Consider the following 17,297-nt stretch of genomic DNA (forward strand, 5'->3'; position numbering starts at 1 on the left):
CGCCGGGTCAGTCCGTCCGACCGGCCTTGACCAGCTCGTCGTCGAGGGTGTCCACATCCTCGGAGGAGATGCTGGGCCGGTTGCCCTCGCGCAGGTCCTCGTTGGGCCGGACCACCCAGTAGAGCAGGCCCACCCACAGCGCGGTGAGGATGATCGCGCCCATGAAGTCGGTCGGGTGGTGCATGCCCCGGTACATCCGGGAGATCGCCACGCCGGTCGGCATGATCATTGCGAGGGCCACGAAGATCCACCGCCACCAGCGGTCGGTACGCGGGAAGACGATCAGCGCGATCGCCGTCCACAGGCACAGCGTCGCGGCGATGTGCCCGGACGGGAAGGACGAGGTCGGCATCGGCCCGTCCAGGTTCCCCACCGGCGGGCGGGGCCGGTCCACCGCGGCGGCCGAGGCGAGGAAGAGGCTCAGCTCCCCGAACATGGTCAACGCCACGAACAGCACCGGCCGCCAGCGCCGCCACACCGCCAGCACCAGCGGGCAGAAGACCAGCGAGATGAGCAGGATGGCGTGGGTGTCGCCGGCCTTGCTCCACCAGTAGCTGAAGTCGTCCCACGCCGGGGTGCGGTGCTCGGCGAACCAGCGCGGCACGTCGGTGTCCAGCGTCGCGAAGAAGGTGCCACCGGCGTGGTAGCTGACGAACAGCCCGAACCCGTACAGCGCGCCGAGGACCAGCACCCAGCCGACCAGCAGCTCGAACACCGCGGCCCGGGGGTGCGGCAGCAGGTGCGCCTCGTCCGGCGCCGGCGACACGTCGTGCGCGGCCTCCGGCTCCAGCCCCTCGGTCAGCGCCGGGACCCGCCGGCCGCGCTCCAACCGCCACAGGCGGAAGGCGTACGCGGTGACGCCCAACCACGCCGCGCCCAGCAGCCAGGCGCCCAGCACGTCGGAGACGAAGTGCACGCCCAGCGCGATGCGCGTCATCCCGATCAGGAAGACGACCAGGCCGACCAGCGCGATCGCCGGCTTGCGCCAGCGGGGCCGGAGGGCGGGGAGGAAAACCAGCAGCAGCGCACCGTACGCGACGAACGACCCGAGCGCGTGGCCGCTGGGGAAGCTCTGCCCGGCGTAGCTGCCGATCGGCACCTCCACCTCCGGACGGAGCCGGTCGACAAGCGTCTTCACCGCCGGGTCGAGGATCAGCGCGCCGATCCCGGCGATGATGAGGAACACCGCGAGCCGGCCCTGCCTGCGGATCAGCAGGCCGATCACCGCCACCGACACCAGCCAGAGGATGACCGCCCGGCCACCGAGGTCGGTCAGCGCGTTGAGCACCGTCACCAACGGGCCGTGTGGCGCCACCTGGTCGTTCAGCCACTGCGCCACGCCGTGGTCGACGTCGTAGAGCGGGCTCCACCGCACCCGGACCAGCACGAGCAGCAACCCGAAGCCGACCCCGCCACCGAGCACGATCGCCAGACCGGCGAGCGTGCGCTCGGTGAAGTGCCCCAGGGGTCTCCGCACCACATCCTTGACCGCGCCCACGGCAGCCTCCCTCTCTCTGGCGTGCCGCTTTACCCGATCGGCGCTTCGCGTACACCGGGGGCGGTTCGGGATGGCCTAGAGGGAGGTCATCTCGCCGGTGTCGTGGAGTTCCGCGCGGTCGGCCTCGGGCTCCCACAGGTCCGGCTGCGCCGGCTCGTCCACCCCGATCCGCAGCGCCTCCAGTTGGGCGGCGAAGGCCAGCCCACCGAAGAGCGCCATGCCGGTGAGGTTGGCCCAGAGCAGCAGGGCCATCATCCCGGTCAGCGCCCCGTACGTCTGGTTGAAGTCGTCGCTGAGCACCACGTACGCGGCGAGCAGGAGGCTGGCCAACCACCACAGCACGGTGGCGATGCCGGCGCCGAAGAACAGCCAGGACAGGCTCGGCTGGTTACGCCGGGGGGCGTGCCGGAACAGCACCGCCACGGCGAGCACGGTCAGCCCGAGGCTCAACGGCCAGCGGACCACGTCCCAGATGCCTTCGGCCACGCCGCCCCAGGCATAGTGCCGCTGCACCGAGTCCCCGATCGCCCCGCCGGCCACCAGGATCAGGAACCCGACCAGCGCCGGCAGGCCGGCGCAGAGGGCGAGGACCGCCGCGCGCACGTACTTCCACAGCGCCGGGCGGTCCCGCTCGACACCGTAGATCCGGTTGGCGCCCCGCTCGATCTGCGCCATGGTGCTGGTCAGCGCGACCAGGCCGGTCAGCAGGCCGAGGCTGAGCGCCAGCTCGCCCGCCTCCTCGGTGCGCTCCCCCTCGCCGAGCAGCTCGGCCACCACCTCGTCGCTGGCCCCCGGGGACAGCGCCAGGACGGTGTCGGCGACGACCTCGCCGCCCTCCTCGACGCCCAGCTCCGTGATCAGACCGGTGAGCGCGATCATGAACGGCACGACGGCCAGGCAGAGCTGCAACGCGAACGCCCGGGAGTGGCTGAACCCGTCGCCGTAGCGGAACCGGATGAACGCGTCCCGCAGCAGGTGCCAGCCGCCCTGCCGGCGCAGTGTGTGCCAGGCGTCGTCGGCGGACAGCTCCTCGTCGGCCATCAACTGCGTCTCGGGCACGATCCGCGTGCTACTCACGACGCGTCTCCTCGACCAGCTCCTCGCCCCGCTCGGCCGCCGCCTTCGCGTCGTCGGACAGGTCCGGAGCCGCCTCCGGCTGCGGTACGCACAGCCACAGCGCCCGGCGGCGGATCTCCGCCTTGAGGGCCCGGCCCGGCGCGATCAGGTCGCCGTCGAGCTCCCGGGGTTGGGGGCGGTTGCTGGTGATCTCCACGCGCCGGGCCCGGAACACCTCCATCCGCGGGACCCTGCCCTGCCGGCGGGCGACCGCCCAGCCGAGGGCGAGCCAGTGCCGCAGGGTGCGCGGGGTGAGCACGGCGACGTCCAGGTAGCCGTCGTCCGGCTCGGCCTCGGTCAGCAGCGTCACGCCGCCCTGGAGGCGGCCGACGTTGGCGACCAGCACCGAACGGGCCCGGCGCCGCATGGGCTGCTGGTCGTCGATGCGGATGGAGACCTTCATCGGCCGGTCACGCAGGTGGCGGGCGGCCCCCACGACGTACGCGGGCCAGCCGATCCGCTTCTTGGTGGTCTCCGAGGTGGCGGCGAGCATCTGGGCGTCGAAGCCCATGCCGGCCATCACGGTGAAGTGGTGCTCCTCGACCTGGCCGACGTCGAGCAGCCGCCGCCCGCGCTCGACGGCCACCGCCAGGCCGGCCGCGAGGTCGTTGGAGAGACCGAGGTTGGCGGCGAGCAGGTTGCCGGTGCCCTGGGGCAGGATGGCGAGCGCCACGTCGGTGCCGACCAGGGCGCTGACGCAGGACATCACGGTGCCGTCGCCGCCGCACGCGAAGACCACGTCCACGCCGGCCTTCACGGCCTCCTCGGCCTGGCCACGGCCCGGGTCCTCGACGGTGGTCTCGAACCACAACGGCTCCGCCCAACCGGCGGCGGCGAGCGCCTCGTCGACCGTGCGACGCAACTCGTCGAGGTCGTCGACCTTCACCGGATTGACCACCACCGCGGACCGCAGCCCGCCATCGGCGGCCCCGGGCCGCTCGTCCTGTCCAGCATCCACGGCGCAAGTGTGCAGCACGACCCGCAGTTCAGCGAGCCCCCGTGCCGGCGGCGTCGGTAGTCCCACAGAGACGTTTCAGCGGGGCCGCCACTGGTTGGCCCGTTCGCCCCGGGCGGCCCCGCTCCGCCGCCTCGGTCACCCGCTGCCGCCGGGTGTCCCGCTTCGACTGGACGATCCACTCCGGGCACCGACCGGGGGAACCCCTCTCGGCACCGGCCGAGACATCCCGGCCGACGAGCAGCGTCACGCGGCCGTCCGCAGCGCCGTCTCGACCCGGCGGCGCAGGTCGTCGAGGTCGACGCCCGCCTCGTGCAGGACCAGCGCGGCCAGGCCGTTGCCCTCGCGGAGCAGCCCCAGCAGGATGTGTTCGGTGCCGATGTGCGAGTGCCGCAGCCGGAGCGCCTCGCGCAGGGACAACTCCAGCACCTTCTTGGAGCGCGGGGAGAACGGGCCGCCCGCGTACCGTCGGCGACCCCAGCGCCGGCGCGGCGCCGGCACGGCCTCGCGGAGCGCGTCCGGGCCGAAGCTCTCCTCGATCCGCGCGACGATGGCGGCCAGGTCGATGCCGATCTCCCGCAGCGCGGCGGCGTCGGCGTCGGCGAGGCCGGTGCCCCCGCGTTCGGTGTGCCGCCGGATCCGGTCCCGCAGGTCGTCGGCGGTGACCCCCGCCTCCTGTAGGACCCGCACGGCGAGGCTGTCGTCGTCGGCGAGGACGGCGAGCAGCAGGTGCTCGGTGCCGACCGGCCGCTGACCCTCGCTCCTCGCCTCGTCGCGGGCCCGCCGCACCACCGCGCGGGCCCGGTCGGTGAACCGTTCGAACATCACGCCTCCCAGGAGTTTCCGACCGCCGGCCGCCCGGCGTGCTTCTTGTGCACCGCCTGCCGGCTCACCTCGAGCGCGTCGGCGATCTCCTGCCAGGACCAGCCCTGTCGTCGGGCGTTGTCCACCTGGACCACCTCGAGCCGCTCGAGCAACCGGCGTAGCGCGCGGACGGCGCGCAGCCCGACCCGGGGATCGGTGCTGCCGGCCTCCGCCGCGAGTTCCGTCGCCTGACTCATGCCGTCAACTTACGTTGACAGGATCGATCGTGTCAACCATCGTTGACGACAACGGAAAAGGCCGCTGGCCGGCACCCGGTGTTCGGGTGCCGGCCAGCGGCTTGTTTCCCCCTTGGAGGAAGGTCTGTGGTGGTCAGCTGTTCCAGTGCTCGGCGACGAGGTCGGCGGCCTGCTGCTCCCACTGGGCGTAGTGGTCGGGGTAGGCCGAGACCTGGACGGTCTGGGCGGCCTTGGTCAGCGGCATGTCCTTCCAGCCGTCGACCTGCTTGAGGCCCTTCAGGAAGGCGAGGGTGCTGTACTCGGGGTCGGTGATCTGCTCGACGGTGCCCCAACCGCTGGAGGGGCGCTGCTGGAACAGGCCCTGCGAGTCGTGGTCGTTGCGCTCACCCAGGTGACCCAGGTTCTCCAGCTTCGACTCCTGCAGCGCGGTCGCGATCGACACCACCGCGGCACGCTCGTCCATGTCGGCCTTCTTCGTCGCCGCGATGATCGCCTTCACGTTGCCGACCTGCTCGTCGGTGAGGTCGATGCGGGACTGCTTGCCCTGCACACCGTGCGGGATCAGCTTGCCGGTGTCGGTCTTGTCGGCCTGCACGGCGACCGCGACGGGCTTGCCGTCGACCGCCGCAGCGGCGGTGGCGGTGGCGGGGCCGGCGAAGATGCCACCGGCGAAGGCGATACCAGCGATACCGAGAACGCTCTTACGCATGATCGTGTTCATGGGGAAAGCTCCTTCGGGGGTCAGCACCCTGAGCCGAGGGGGATCGGCCGTACGGGGTGCGAGGCACCATCCGGCGCTCAGAAGATGTCGGGGGATCGGCACACGCTCACCGGAGCAGGGGGTTGCTCGTCCGCGGTGCCAGGGGGATGTAACGACCGGCTACCCGCCGTCATTCCCGGGGGGCCGGGGATCCGCATGTCGGCGGTCCCGTGTTCGTCGAGGGGATTCAACGACCGGCCGGCCACCATCATTCCCGGGCCGGGCGACCCACGCCCGAGGGCTGCGCGTCCTGCTCGATCGTCCACCAATGTAACGACCCCCGACCGGCCACGATTCCGCCGCCAGGATGCCCCCGGTCACACCCCGAAACCGGACATCCGGGATCGGTGTGGTTGTTGATCGACTCGGGTGCCGTGAAGTCGGGGTGTCCGGATGGGGTTGATGCGCCGGTTTCAGTGACGTCGAGTGGATCTCCGCGGTGATCATGAACTTAGCGGGCCTCAAAGCGGACATTCAGCCCGCCAGCCTCATGATCGGACGCGGTCCGACGATGCCGGGGGGCGCTGGTGGCCATGGGTGGTGGCGGACACACTTGACGGCCTGACAAGTTGTGCAAGGATTGTCAGCATGTCGAACGAACGTCTGGAGGCCATCCTCGCCGCCGCGTACGAGTGCTTCACGCGCCACGGCGTACGCCGCACGACGATGGACGACATCGCGGCCACGGCCGGCATGTCCCGTCCCGCCGTGTACCAGTACGTCCGCAACAAGGACGACGCGTACCGGCGTCTCGCCGAGCGACTCTTCGCCGGCTCACTCGCCGAGGCGCGGGCCGCCGCCACCGATCCGGCCGCCTCGACCGCTCAGCGGCTCACGGCGGCGCTCGGGGCGAAGCTGGAGCTGACGCTGACCCTGCACCGGGACAGCCGGCACGCCGCCGAACTGCTCGACACCAGCACCAGGCTGACCGGGGACCTCGTCGAGGCGTACACCCGGGAGCTGACCGACGTGGTGGCCGGCGCGCTCGCCGACCGCGCGGGCTCGCGGGCCCGCGCGGTGGCCGAGGTGCTGGTCGCGCTCACCCGCGGCCTGGAGGCCGACCTCACCGACCCCGACCTGCCCCGGCAGCGACTGCGCGACGGCGTCGCGCTCGTCGTGGCCGGGCTGGATAAGCCTGGAGACCTCTCATGACCACCGTCCTCATCACCGGCACCTCCTCCGGCATCGGCCGGGCCACCGCGCGACGGCTCGCCCGCCGCCCCGAGCTGACCGTCTACGCGACCGCCCGCAAGGTCGAGGCGATCGCCGACCTGGCCGAGGCCGGCGCCCGGCTGCTCCCCCTCGACGTGACCGACGAGGCGTCGATGGCCGCCGCCGTGGCCGCCATCGAGGCCGAGCACGGCCAGGTCGACGTGCTGATCAACAACGCCGGTTACGGCGAGTACGGCCCGATCGAGGAGACCCCGATGGCCCGGGTCCGGGCGCAGTTCGAGACGAACGTGTTCGGGCTCAGCCGGCTCACCCAGCTGGTGCTGCCCGGGATGCGCCGGGCGGGGAAGGGCCGCATCGTCAACGTCAGCTCGATGGGCGGCCGGATCGTCTTCCCCGGCGGCGGCTACTACCACGCCAGCAAGTACGCGGTGGAGGCCATCTCCGACGCGCTGCGCCAGGAGGTGCGGCCCTTCGGCATCGACGTGGCGATCATCGAACCCGGCCTGATCCGCACCGGCTTCGGCGCGGTGGCCGCCGAGTCCCTCGGCGCGGGCGCGGACCCGTCCGGGCCGTACGGGAGCATGGTGGCCGCGGTCGACGCGGCGATGTCCACGTCGTACGGGAACAAGCTGCTCGCCGCCACTCCGGACACGGTGGCGCGGGTGATCGAGCGCGCGGTGACCGCCCGCCGGCCACGGACCCGGTACCTGGTCACGGCGGCGGCGTGGGCGATGGTGCACACCCGCCGCCTGTTCGGTGCGCGGGTGTTCGACGCGGTCAACCGGTACCAGTTCCGCTGACCGGGGACCGGAGCGGGCGGGTGAACCGGACGATCCCGCCCGCCGCCGCGGCGCCGCGACTAGCCTCGGATGAGAGCCGGGCGCGACGCCTGCGGAGGTGATGTCCGATGCCCGCACCCACCGACGCGGTGCTGGTCGGGGTCGGCTCGGAGCGCAACCTGCCGCTGGTCCGCCTGGCCGCCCAGGAGGCCGCCGCGCACGACCGCCCGCTGCACCTGGTGCACGCGTTCGACTGGGCGGGCGCGTTCGAGGCCCAGTCGGTGGCCGGGCCCCGCGCCGAGGCCGAGGACCTGATCTCCCGGGCGGCGGCCGCGGCCAACGAGGTGGAGCCGGCGGTCCCGGTCAGCGGGGAGATCGTCGAGGGCGGACCGGTGCCGGCCCTGGTGCGCCGGTCGGAGACGGCGTTTCTGGTCGCCGTCGGCGACGGCGGGATGGCCACCTGCGCGACCTGCGTACCGACGGATGCCCCGGCGGTGCAGCTGGCCGCCCGCGCGGGCAGTCCGGTGCTGGTCGCCCGCCGCGACCCGCCCCCGCAGGGGCCGGTCCTGGTCGGCGTCGACGGCTCCGCCAGCTCGCAGCGGGCCCTGGCCTGGGCGTACGACTGCGCCGCCCGGCGGGAGGCACGGCTGCTCGTCGTCCGGGTCGTCGAGAAGGACGGATCCGACGACCCGGACCTGCTCGCCGGGATCGTGGCCCGCTGTGGGGCGGCACACCCGGAGGTGTCCGCCGAGTGCCACACCATCCGCGGCGATCCCGGCACCGTCCTGGTCGAGCAGTCCCGCTCGGCCCAGCTGTCCGTGGTCGCCGCACGGGGTGACGATCCGTGGCGCGGCATGCTCGGTTCCGTCAGCCAGTCCCTGCTGTACCACGCGCCGTCGCCGGTGATCGTCGTACGGGGAATCGCCGCCGCGCCGGGCGACGGCGCGTGACGGTTCCGGCCGGCGTACCGGGTCCCACGTCCGGGCGAGTCGGGACCAACGGCACTGATCCACAGCGGCCGATCCGGCGAAGCTCGAAGGCGAATCGGCGTTCCAAGGATGCACGACTCCCCCAACCGCGAGAGGCTCGACAGTATGGACACCGCTCTCGACCTGCACAGCCCCCTGACCGAAGACGAGCTGCGCCGGCTGGACGCCTACTGGCGGGCGGCGAACTACCTGACGGTCGGGCAGATCTACCTGCTGGACAATCCGCTGCTCCGGGAGCCGCTCAGGCCGGAGCACGTCAAGCCGCGGCTGCTCGGCCACTGGGGCACCAGCCCCGGCCTGAACCTGCTCTACGCCCACCTCAACCGGGTCATCGTCGCCCGTGACCTGCCCGCCATCTTCGTGACCGGCCCGGGCCACGGCGGCCCGGCCATCGTCGCGAACACCTGGCTGGAGGGCACCTGGAGCGAGCGCTACCACGGCGTCGGCCGGGACGAGGCCGGCATGGCCGAGCTGTTCCGGCAGTTCTCGTTCCCCGGCGGCATCCCCAGCCACGTCGCGGCGGAGGTGCCGGGTTCGATCCACGAGGGCGGCGAGCTGGGGTACGCCCTCAGCCACGCCTACGGCGCGGCGTTCGACAACCCGGACCTGCTGGTCGCCTGCGTCATCGGCGATGGTGAGGCGGAGACCGGTCCGCTCGCCGGCAGTTGGCTCTCCAACGTGTTCCTCAACCCGGCTCGCGACGGCGCGGTGCTGCCGATCCTGCACCTCAACGGCTACAAGATCGCCAACCCGACCGTGCTGGAGCGGATCCCCGCCGACGACCTGAGCGCGATGATGCGCGGCTTCGGCTACCAGCCGTACGTCGTGGAGGGCGACGACCCGGTCCGCGTGCACCAGACGCTGGCCGCCACCATGGACCGGGTCCTCGACGAGATCGCCGAGATCCAGCGGCGGGCCCGCTCGGGCGGACCGGTCGAGCGTCCCCGCTGGCCGATGATCATCCTGCGGACGCCGAAGGGCTGGACCGGCCCCCGCGAGGTCGACGGCAAGCAGGTCGAGGGGACCTACCGCGCGCACCAGGTGCCGCTGTCGGAGGTCCGCAAGAACCCGGAGCACCTGGCCGACCTGGAGCGCTGGCTGCGCAGCTACCGGCCCGAGGAGCTGTTCGACGCCACCGGCGCCCCGGTCGCCGACCTGGCCGACCTGCCGCCAAGCGGGGATCGGCGGATGAGCGCCAACCCGGTCACCAACGGCGGTGTCGTGCTGCGCGACCTCGCGCTGCCGGACTTCCGCGACTACGCCCTGGACGTGCCGCGTCCGGGCGCCACGGTCGCCGGCGCCACCGGCGCGCTGGGCACGTGGATCCGCGACGTGATCGCCGCCAACCCGGAGACGTTCCGCCTGTTCGGGCCGGACGAGGTCGCCTCCAACCGGCTCGGCGCGGCCTTCGAGGTCACCGACCGGGCCTGGATGGCCGCCACGGTCCCCGGGGACGACCACCTGTCGCCGGACGGACGGGTGATGGAGGTCCTCTCCGAGCACCTGTGCCAGGGCTGGCTGGAGGGTTACCTGCTCACCGGCCGACACGGCGTCTTCACCAGCTACGAGGCGTTCATCCACATCGTCGACTCGATGCTCAACCAGCACGCGAAGTGGCTGAAGGTGACCCGGGGCATCCCCTGGCGCCAGCCGGTCGCCTCGCTGAACTACCTGCTGTCCAGCCACGTGTGGCGGCAGGACCACAACGGGTTCTCGCACCAGGACCCCGGCTTCATCGACCACGTGGCCAACAAGAAGGCCGAGGTCGTCCGGGTCTACCTCCCGCCGGACGCGAACACCCTGCTGTCCACGATGGACCACTGTCTGCGCAGCCGGCACTACATCAACGTGGTGGTGGCCGGGAAGCAGCCGGCGCCGAACTGGCTGTCGATGGAGGAGGCGATCCAGCACTGCCGGCGCGGCCTGGGCATCTGGGACTGGGCCAGCACGGACGCCGGCAGCGAACCGGACGTGGTGCTCGCCTGCGCCGGCGACGTGCCGACGCTGGAGACCCTCGCGGCGGCGGACCTGCTGCACCGGCACCTGCCGGAGCTGAGGGTCCGGGTGGTCAACGTGGTCGACCTGATGCGACTTCAGCCGTCGTCGGAGCACCCGCACGGGCTGACCGACTCCGAGTTCGACACCATCTTCACGCAGGATCGGCCGGTCATCTTCGCGTACCACGGCTATCCCTGGCTCATCCACCGGCTCACCTACCGGCGGACCAACCACGACAACCTGCACGTACGCGGATACAAGGAGGAGGGCACCACCACCACGCCGTTCGACATGGTGATGCTCAACGACCTGGACCGCTTCCACCTGGTCATCGACGTGATCGACCGGGTGCCGGGGCTGGCCGCCCGGGCCGCGCACCTGCGGCAGGAAATGGTCGACGCCCGCCAGGCGTGCCGGGACCACACCCGCCGGTACGGCGAGGACGACCCGCGGGTCGCCGAGTGGCGCTGGATCCGGGAGACCGCCCCCGACCTACGAGGTGGACAGTGAGCGGCGAGGAGATCCTGGTCGGCTACGACGGGTCCCCGGACGCGGCGCGGGCGCTGGACTGGGCGCTCGACGAGGCGGGCCGCAGCGGACGGCCGGTCCGGCTGGCGTACGTCTTCGAGTGGCTGACGGTGGCCGGCTGGATCGGCCCCGGCGTGGCCCCCGGAGTCTGGCCGGACGAGGAGGCCCGGCGACAGGTCGAGGAGCTGGTGAGCAGGGCCGCCCGCGACGCGGGGACCACGCACCCGGAGCTGACCGTCACCGGTGAGGTGCTCGACGGGCCACCGGCGCTGGTGCTCCAGGAGGCGTCGGTCGACGCCGGCCTGCTGGTGCTCGGCACGCGCGGGCACGGTGGGTTCGGCGAGCTGTTGGCCGGGTCGACCGCCGTCACGGTGGCCGCGCACGCGCACTGTCCGGTGGTGGTGGTCCGCGACGGGACCAGCGAGCGGTGGGCCGGGCCCGTGGCGGTCGGCGTGGACGGCTCGGAGTGCTCCCTGCTCGCGTTGGGCTTCGCGTACGAGCAGGCCGCGGCCCGGCGGGTGCCGCTGCGCGTGGTGCGCGCCTGGCAGCCGCCCGCCGGCCGGTGGGCCCCTCCCGGCTTCGACCCGGACGCGGCGGTCGCGGAGGCCCGGACCGAGGTGGAGGAGGCGCTGGCCCGCTGGCGGGGGGCCTTCCCGAACGTCGAGGTGACCGTGGACGTGGCGGGCGGCAGCGCCTCGTCGCTGCTGGTCGAGGCGAGCCGCGGCGCCGGGCTGGTGGTGGTCGGGACGCGCGGTCGGGGCGGACTCCGGGGCATGCTGCTCGGCTCGGTCAGCCAGCAGCTCCTGCACCACGCTGACTGCCCGGTCGCGGTGGTCCGGGAGCGCTGACCGGTCACCGGTCACAGCGCGGCCCGGCGCGGCCCGGCGCGGCCCGGCGTGGTGCGGCCGGCGTGGCCGGACGAGGCCCGGCGTTGTCCAGGCCCGAGCGCGCCGAGACGAAGCCCTGGTGTGTCGCTGGTCGAGGCGACAGTTGTTCGAGAGCGTTATGTCTCACAGACATATTCATGTCTGTGAGACATAACGCTCTCGGCCCTTGTGCCTTCCAGATCGACGGCGCCGGCGCCCTTCAAGTAGACGGCGGCGGAGGCGTGATCGAAGCCGGGCCATGCGGAGGCCGGGCAGCGTGACGGCGGGGTCAGCGACCGTCGGTCGGGTTGAGCGAGAAGTAGTCCTCCTCCTCCTGGATCAGGTGCAGACCGAGGACGGCCGCCAGGCCGTAGAGGGTGGCGAGCAGGTCGGTGCGCTGGTCGGGGCGTACCGGACCGTCGCCGGCCTGCGCCAGGTGCGCGCCGATCCGGTCCACGAGCCGCCGGACCTCCACGTGCGCCCGGCTCATCGTGGAGGTGGCCTCGGCGCTGCCCAGCGGGTCGGCCAGGGCGGGATAGAGCTGCTGCTCCTCCCCCGCCTCGTGCGGCAGCACCTCCTGCGTCAACCGACGGTGGCTTTCCCGCAGCGCCGGCAGGCACGCCGGGTCCTCCGGCCGGGTGGCCAGCAGGTCGGCCACGTCCCGCAGGCCCACGAGCACGTCCCGTACGCCGCCGTGCTGGTCGGCGTACTCGGTGAGCAGCTCGCGGGTGCGCGGCGGCACGTCCCGGTGCCGCAGCCCACCGGTCAGGGCGCGCAGCGCGTTGAGGATCACGAGCACGTCGATGCCCTCCTGGAGGAAGGCCCCGGCCACCGGAGGCAGCCGGCCGACCGCAGCCACCAGCATCGCCAGCACGGCCAGCCCCATCCCGACGGTCGCGCTCTGCACCGCGATCCGACGGGCGTAGCGGGCGATCTCCACGGCATCGGCGAGGCGGTCGAGGCGGTCGACGGTGAGCACCGCGTCGGCGACGTCCGCCGAGGCGGTCGCCCCGGTCGCGCCCATCGCGACACCGACGTGCGCCTCGGCCAGCGCCGGAGCGTCGTTGACCCCGTCGCCGACCATCACCGTCACCGCCCGGTCCGCCTCCGCGCGGACCCGGGTGACCTTCTCCGCAGGGGAGCAGCGGGCCAGCACGTCGTCCACGCCGACGGTCCGGGCCACCTGGTCGGCGGTGTCCGGCCGGTCGCCGGTGACCATGACGATCCGCCGCAGGCCCGCCTCGCGCAGGCGTCGCACGGTACGCCGGGCGTCGGGGCGTACCGGGTCCTCCAGCAGAACCGCCCCGATCGGCCCGGCGTCGCCGCCGACCCACACCACCGACCGGCCGGCCAGGTCGGCCCGGGAACGAACCCGTCCCGCCCAGTCCGGCAGCTCGCCGTCGAGCTGGCCCACCCGCACCGTCCGGCCGTCCACCAGCCCGCGTACGCCCCGGCCCGGCTCCTCGGTCACGTCGGTCGGCTCGGCCAACGACAGCCCCCGATCGCGGGCCTGCCGCACCAGCGCGCGGGCCAGCACATGCGGGGAGAGCTGCTCCACCGACGCGGCCAGGCGGAGCACCTCGTCGCGGTCCCCGCCCGGCGCGGCGACCGTCTCGGCGGCGCGTGGCCGGCCGGCGGTGAGCGTGCCGGTCTTGTCGACCAGCAGGGTGCGGGCCCGGCCGAGCATCTCCAGCGAGGCGCCGTCGCGGACCAGTACGCCACGCCGGGCCGTCCGGGACAGGCCGGAGACGATCGCGATGGGCGTCGCCAGCAGCAGCGGGCACGGGGTGGCCACCACCAGCACGGCGACCGCCCGGATGAACTCGCCGGAGAGCAGCCAGCCCAGACCGGCCAGGACCAGGGTGAACGGCACGAACGCGGCGGCGTACCGGTCGGCGAGCCGGACCATCGGCGCCTTGCGGGCCGTCGCCTCCTCGGCGAGGCGGACGATGCCCGCGTACGTGCTGGCCGCCGCGTCCCTCGTCGCCCGCATCCCGAACCCGGCCCCGGCGTTGACGACGCCGCTGGCCACCTGCTCCCCCGCCGCCCGGCGCACCAGCCGCGACTCGCCGGTCACCACCGACTCGTCCAGCGTCACCGGCTCGTCGACCCGCCCGTCCACCGGCACCACGTCACCCGGCCCGACCACCAGCCGGTCGCCCACCCCGACCTCGTCCAGGGGCACCACCTCGATGCCCCCGTCCGGGCCGCGCCGGCGCGCGGTCCGCGGGGCGTGCGCGAGCAACGCACGCAGGTCGCGGGTCGCCCTCTGCTGGGCGTACGCCTCAAGCGCCCGGCCGGTGGCGAGCATGACCGCGATGACGGCCCCGGCCAGGTACTCGCGGACGACGAGCGCCCCGACCAGGGCGAGAACCGCGATCACGTCCACGCCGAAGCGACGGCGCCACAGGTCCCGCAGCATCGCCCCGGCGGCGGGCACCAGCGCGGCCACCGTCGCCACGGCCCAGACCACGTCGGCCGGACCGCTGCGCCCGGCCAACCGCAGCACCGCCCCGCCCAGCACCAGCGCGGTCAGCCCGGCGAGCGGCACCCACAGCAGCCGGCGCCCGCGCTCACGCCGTGCCGGCTGCTCCGGCACGCACTCGCGCGGCTCCGCCCCCACCTGCGGATCGTCTCAGTGTCGACACGCCACCGGGCCGAAATGCCCTGCGGCGCCAGGCCCTGCGGACCGTGCGTCCCCACCGGAGATGTCGCAGGATGGAGCCGCAACCCCGCCCGGGCCACCGGCGGGTACGGCACGATGGGCTTTGAACACGGAAAGGTCGTGACCATGAGCCACGAATCCCCGGCGACGGACCGTCCGGTCACCACCGCTCTGGCGGAGGCCGCGGCGACAGCCGGTCACGCCCCCTCGGTGCACAACACGCAGCCATGGCGGTGGACGGTGCTGCCGGACGCGTTGGAGCTGCGGGTGGTCCGCGAACGCCAGCTCGCCGCCACCGACCCCGAGGGCCGGCTGCTCGCGCTGAGCTGCGGGGCCGCGCTGCACCACGCCCGGGTCGCGCTCGCCGCCGAGGGCTGGCGGGTCGCGGTCGAGCGGATGCCCGACCCGGCGGACACGGACCTCCTGGCCCGGTTGACCGGCCCGAGGAGGATCGCCGCCGACCCGGAGGCGATGCGCCTGGTGCAGTGCATGCAGGTGCGGCACACCGACCGGCGGCCGGTCAGCGACGAGCCGGTGCCCACGGCCGCGCTCGGGGAGATCACCTCGGCGGTGGTCGCCGAGGGGGTCCAGTTCCAGCTGCTCAACCGGGACCAGGTCATGGAGCTGGCCGCCACCGCGTCCCACGCCGCCACCGTCGAGTCGGAGGACCCCCAGCTGCGCGAGGAGCTGGCGTACTGGACCAGCCGATCCGGTGGCACCGGCCTGCCGCCGGAGGTGCTGCCCGAGTCGGCACCGCAGACCACCGTGCCGGCCCGTGACTTCGGCCGCCCGGGCAGCCTGCCGGTCGGTCCGGGGCACGACCAGGCGGCGGTGTACGCGATGCTCTACGGCGACGAGGACGAGCCGGACAACTGGCTGCGCGCCGGTGAGGCCCTCTCGGCGGGCTGGCTGGCCGCCACCCGGCTGGGCGTCTCCCTCGTGCCGCTGAGCGGGGTCGTGGAGGTGCCGGGGACCCGGCAGACACTGCGGGGCCTGCTGGCCGGCCTCGGCTTCCCGTACCTGGTGCTGCGGCTGGGAATCGCGGACCCGGCGCACGCCGGCCCGCCGCACACCCCGCGCCTCGACGTCGCGCAGGTGGTCGACACGTCCGCGGTCCGCACCGACCGTGGGTAGCGGGGGACGCACCATCGGCCACCCGGCCGGTAACATCGCGGCGTGGCCAGCAGTGCACCCAACCCTCGGCACGAGCCCCAGTCGACCCCCTCGCTCGGGCTGAGCCCGCTGTCCCGGGTCCGCCTCGACGAACTGCTCCAGGAGATGCTGGACCGGGTCGGGGAGGTGGTGACCAGCCGCGAGCGGCTGCGCGCCCTGCTCGACGCGGTGGTCGGCATCGGCAGCGACCTGGACCTGCGCAGCACCCTCCAGCGCATCGTGGAGGCGGCGTGCTCGCTGGTGGGCGCCCGCTACGGAGCGCTCGGGGTGGTCGGGCACGACCGGATGCTGTACGACTTCATCACCCACGGCATCGACGCGGAGACGCACGCGCGGATCGGCGACCTGCCGCACGGCCGGGGCGTGCTCGGCCTGCTCATCGACGATCCGCGCCCGCTGCGGATGCCCGACATCACCCAGCACCCGAAGTCGTACGGGTTCCCGCCGAACCACCCGCCGATGCACAGCTTCCTCGGCGTGCCGGTGCGCATCCGCGACCAGGTGTTCGGCAACCTCTACCTGGCCGAGAAGCAGGGCGGCGCGCAGTTCACCGAGGACGACGAGGAGATCGTCGTCGCGCTCGCCGCCGCGGCCGGCGTGGCGATCGAGAACGCCCGGCTGTACGCGCTGGCGCACCGGCGGGAGCGCTGGCTCGCCGCCACCGCCGAGATCACCTCGGTGCTGCTCGGCGAGGTACGCCGCACCGACGCGCTGGCACTGGTGGCCCGGCGGGCCCGGGAGGTCGCCGAGGCGGAGGTGGCGCTGGTGCTGCTCTACGACCCGGAGGCCGACCAGTTCACCGTCGAGGTGGTCGATGGGGCCGGCGAGCAGGCCGCGGCGCTCTCCGGCACCGTGCTGCCGGCGGCGCAGACCAGCTTCGCCGCCGCCGTCCGTGACGGTCGGCAGGACCGCGCGGAGGACCTGGCCCACGCGGCGCCCTGGCCGGCACTGCTGCACACCGGGCCGGCGGTGATCTCCCCGCTGAACACGGCCGACACCCTGCACGGTGTGCTCGTGATCGCCTACCGCGCGGAGCGCGGCGGGGCCACTGACGACGACCTCGCGCTGCTCGGGAGTTTCGCCGGGCAGGCCGCGCTGGCCATGGAGCGGGCGCGGGGGCAGGAGGAGCGGGAGCTGCTGGTGGTCCTGGAGGACCGCGAACGGATCGCCCGCGACCTGCACGACGTGGTCATCCAGCGGCTCTTCGCCACCGGCCTGCAGTTGCAGAGCGCGGTGCCGCTGGCCGCGCGCCCCGATGTCGCGAAGCGGATCAACGCGGCGGTCGACGACCTGGACGCCACGATCCGCGACATCCGCCGGACGATCTTCGAGCTGCGTACCCCGATGAGCGCGGCGCTGCGTACCGAGATCCGGGAGGCGGTCGAGGTGGCCGCCGAGTCGCTCGGCTACCGGCCCACGCTGGAACTGGTCGGGCCGGTGGACAGCGCCGTCGGAGAAGAGGTCCGTGCGGATCTCACGGCCGTGCTGCGGGAGGCGCTGTCCAACGCGGTACGGCACGCGCAGGCGCACCACGTCAGCGTGGCGGTACGCGTCGAGGCCGGGCACGTCACGGTCACCGTCACCGACGACGGGGTGGGCTGCGACCCGGCCGCCGCCCGGGGTGGCCTGGTCAACCTGCGCGAGCGCGCCGAACGCCACGGCGGGACGTTCGAGGTGCGGGCGGTCGCCCCGCACGGCACCCGCCTGCACTGGTCCGTCCCGCTGGCGGCCTGACC

Annotated in this window: 14 protein-coding genes; 7 read left to right on the forward strand and 7 right to left on the reverse strand. The window is 73.6% G+C overall.

Annotated elements, in window-relative coordinates; all coding sequences use genetic code 11:
* Nucleotides 1-7: 7 nt before the first annotated feature.
* The 6 genes from ACIBR0_RS07900 to ACIBR0_RS07925 form a co-directional block, all read right to left on the reverse strand.
* On the reverse strand, nt 8-1,498 hold the full coding sequence (locus tag ACIBR0_RS07900; protein ID WP_396713352.1) for a phosphatase PAP2 family protein: 1,491 nt from the start codon (nt 1,496-1,498) through the stop codon (nt 8-10).
* A gap of 75 nt (nt 1,499-1,573) precedes the next feature.
* A complete protein-coding gene (locus ACIBR0_RS07905; RefSeq protein ID WP_396713354.1) occupies nt 1,574-2,575 on the reverse strand; it encodes a YihY/virulence factor BrkB family protein in 1,002 nt (333 codons plus the stop codon).
* Nucleotides 2,568-3,572 carry a diacylglycerol/lipid kinase family protein gene (locus ACIBR0_RS07910; protein ID WP_396713356.1) on the reverse strand — a complete coding sequence of 335 codons (1,005 nt, stop codon included), beginning with the start codon at nt 3,570-3,572 and terminating at the stop codon, nt 2,568-2,570. Before ACIBR0_RS07910 ends, ACIBR0_RS07905 begins: the two co-directional genes overlap by 8 nt.
* 243 nt (nt 3,573-3,815) lie before the next feature.
* Complete coding sequence (locus ACIBR0_RS07915; RefSeq protein ID WP_396713358.1) at nt 3,816-4,394, reverse strand: Clp protease N-terminal domain-containing protein; 579 nt, start codon at nt 4,392-4,394, stop codon at nt 3,816-3,818.
* Entirely contained in the window at nt 4,394-4,630 is a 237-nt protein-coding gene (locus ACIBR0_RS07920; protein WP_357033994.1) for an HTH domain-containing protein, read from the reverse strand. The genes ACIBR0_RS07915 and ACIBR0_RS07920 overlap by 1 nt, the downstream gene beginning before the upstream one ends.
* Nucleotides 4,631-4,763: 133 nt before the next feature.
* On the reverse strand, nt 4,764-5,351 hold the full coding sequence (locus tag ACIBR0_RS07925; protein WP_396713360.1) for a hypothetical protein: 588 nt from the start codon (nt 5,349-5,351) through the stop codon (nt 4,764-4,766).
* Between the two features lie 627 nt (nt 5,352-5,978).
* Between ACIBR0_RS07925 and ACIBR0_RS07930 the strand changes: the two genes are divergently transcribed.
* The 5 genes from ACIBR0_RS07930 to ACIBR0_RS07950 all read left to right on the forward strand — a co-directional run bounded on the left by ACIBR0_RS07930 (nt 5,979) and on the right by ACIBR0_RS07950 (nt 11,705).
* The gene (locus ACIBR0_RS07930; RefSeq protein ID WP_396713362.1) at nt 5,979-6,542 is read left to right on the forward strand and encodes a TetR/AcrR family transcriptional regulator; all 564 of its coding nucleotides are present in this window, start codon (nt 5,979-5,981) and stop codon (nt 6,540-6,542) included.
* Nucleotides 6,539-7,363: an oxidoreductase gene (locus ACIBR0_RS07935; RefSeq protein WP_396713364.1), complete on the forward strand. Its 825-nt coding sequence runs from the start codon at nt 6,539-6,541 to the stop codon at nt 7,361-7,363. The genes ACIBR0_RS07930 and ACIBR0_RS07935 overlap by 4 nt, the downstream gene beginning before the upstream one ends.
* Nucleotides 7,364-7,470: 107 nt before the next feature.
* A complete protein-coding gene (locus tag ACIBR0_RS07940; protein WP_396713366.1) occupies nt 7,471-8,292 on the forward strand; it encodes a universal stress protein in 822 nt (273 codons plus the stop codon).
* A 144-nt stretch (nt 8,293-8,436) separates the two neighbouring features.
* A complete protein-coding gene (locus tag ACIBR0_RS07945) occupies nt 8,437-10,839 on the forward strand; it encodes a phosphoketolase (RefSeq protein WP_396713367.1) in 2,403 nt (800 codons plus the stop codon).
* The gene (locus ACIBR0_RS07950) at nt 10,836-11,705 is read left to right on the forward strand and encodes a universal stress protein (protein ID WP_396713369.1); all 870 of its coding nucleotides are present in this window, start codon (nt 10,836-10,838) and stop codon (nt 11,703-11,705) included. The genes ACIBR0_RS07945 and ACIBR0_RS07950 overlap by 4 nt, the downstream gene beginning before the upstream one ends.
* A gap of 307 nt (nt 11,706-12,012) precedes the next feature.
* Here the strand turns inward: ACIBR0_RS07950 and ACIBR0_RS07955 are convergent, their stop codons facing one another.
* The gene (locus ACIBR0_RS07955) at nt 12,013-14,346 is read right to left on the reverse strand and encodes a heavy metal translocating P-type ATPase (RefSeq protein WP_396713371.1); all 2,334 of its coding nucleotides are present in this window, start codon (nt 14,344-14,346) and stop codon (nt 12,013-12,015) included.
* A gap of 168 nt (nt 14,347-14,514) precedes the next feature.
* On the opposite strand from ACIBR0_RS07955, the gene ACIBR0_RS07960 reads away from it, so the two are divergent.
* Complete coding sequence (locus ACIBR0_RS07960; RefSeq protein ID WP_396713372.1) at nt 14,515-15,522, forward strand: Acg family FMN-binding oxidoreductase; 1,008 nt, start codon at nt 14,515-14,517, stop codon at nt 15,520-15,522.
* A 99-nt stretch (nt 15,523-15,621) separates the two neighbouring features.
* Nucleotides 15,622-17,295: a GAF domain-containing protein gene (locus ACIBR0_RS07965; protein WP_396713805.1), complete on the forward strand. Its 1,674-nt coding sequence runs from the start codon at nt 15,622-15,624 to the stop codon at nt 17,293-17,295.
* The last annotated feature ends 2 nt before the right edge of the window (nt 17,296-17,297 follow it).

Origin of the sequence: Micromonospora sp. NPDC049497 (assembly GCF_044465805.1) — a bacterium.
GTDB lineage: Bacteria > Actinomycetota > Actinomycetes > Mycobacteriales > Micromonosporaceae > Micromonospora.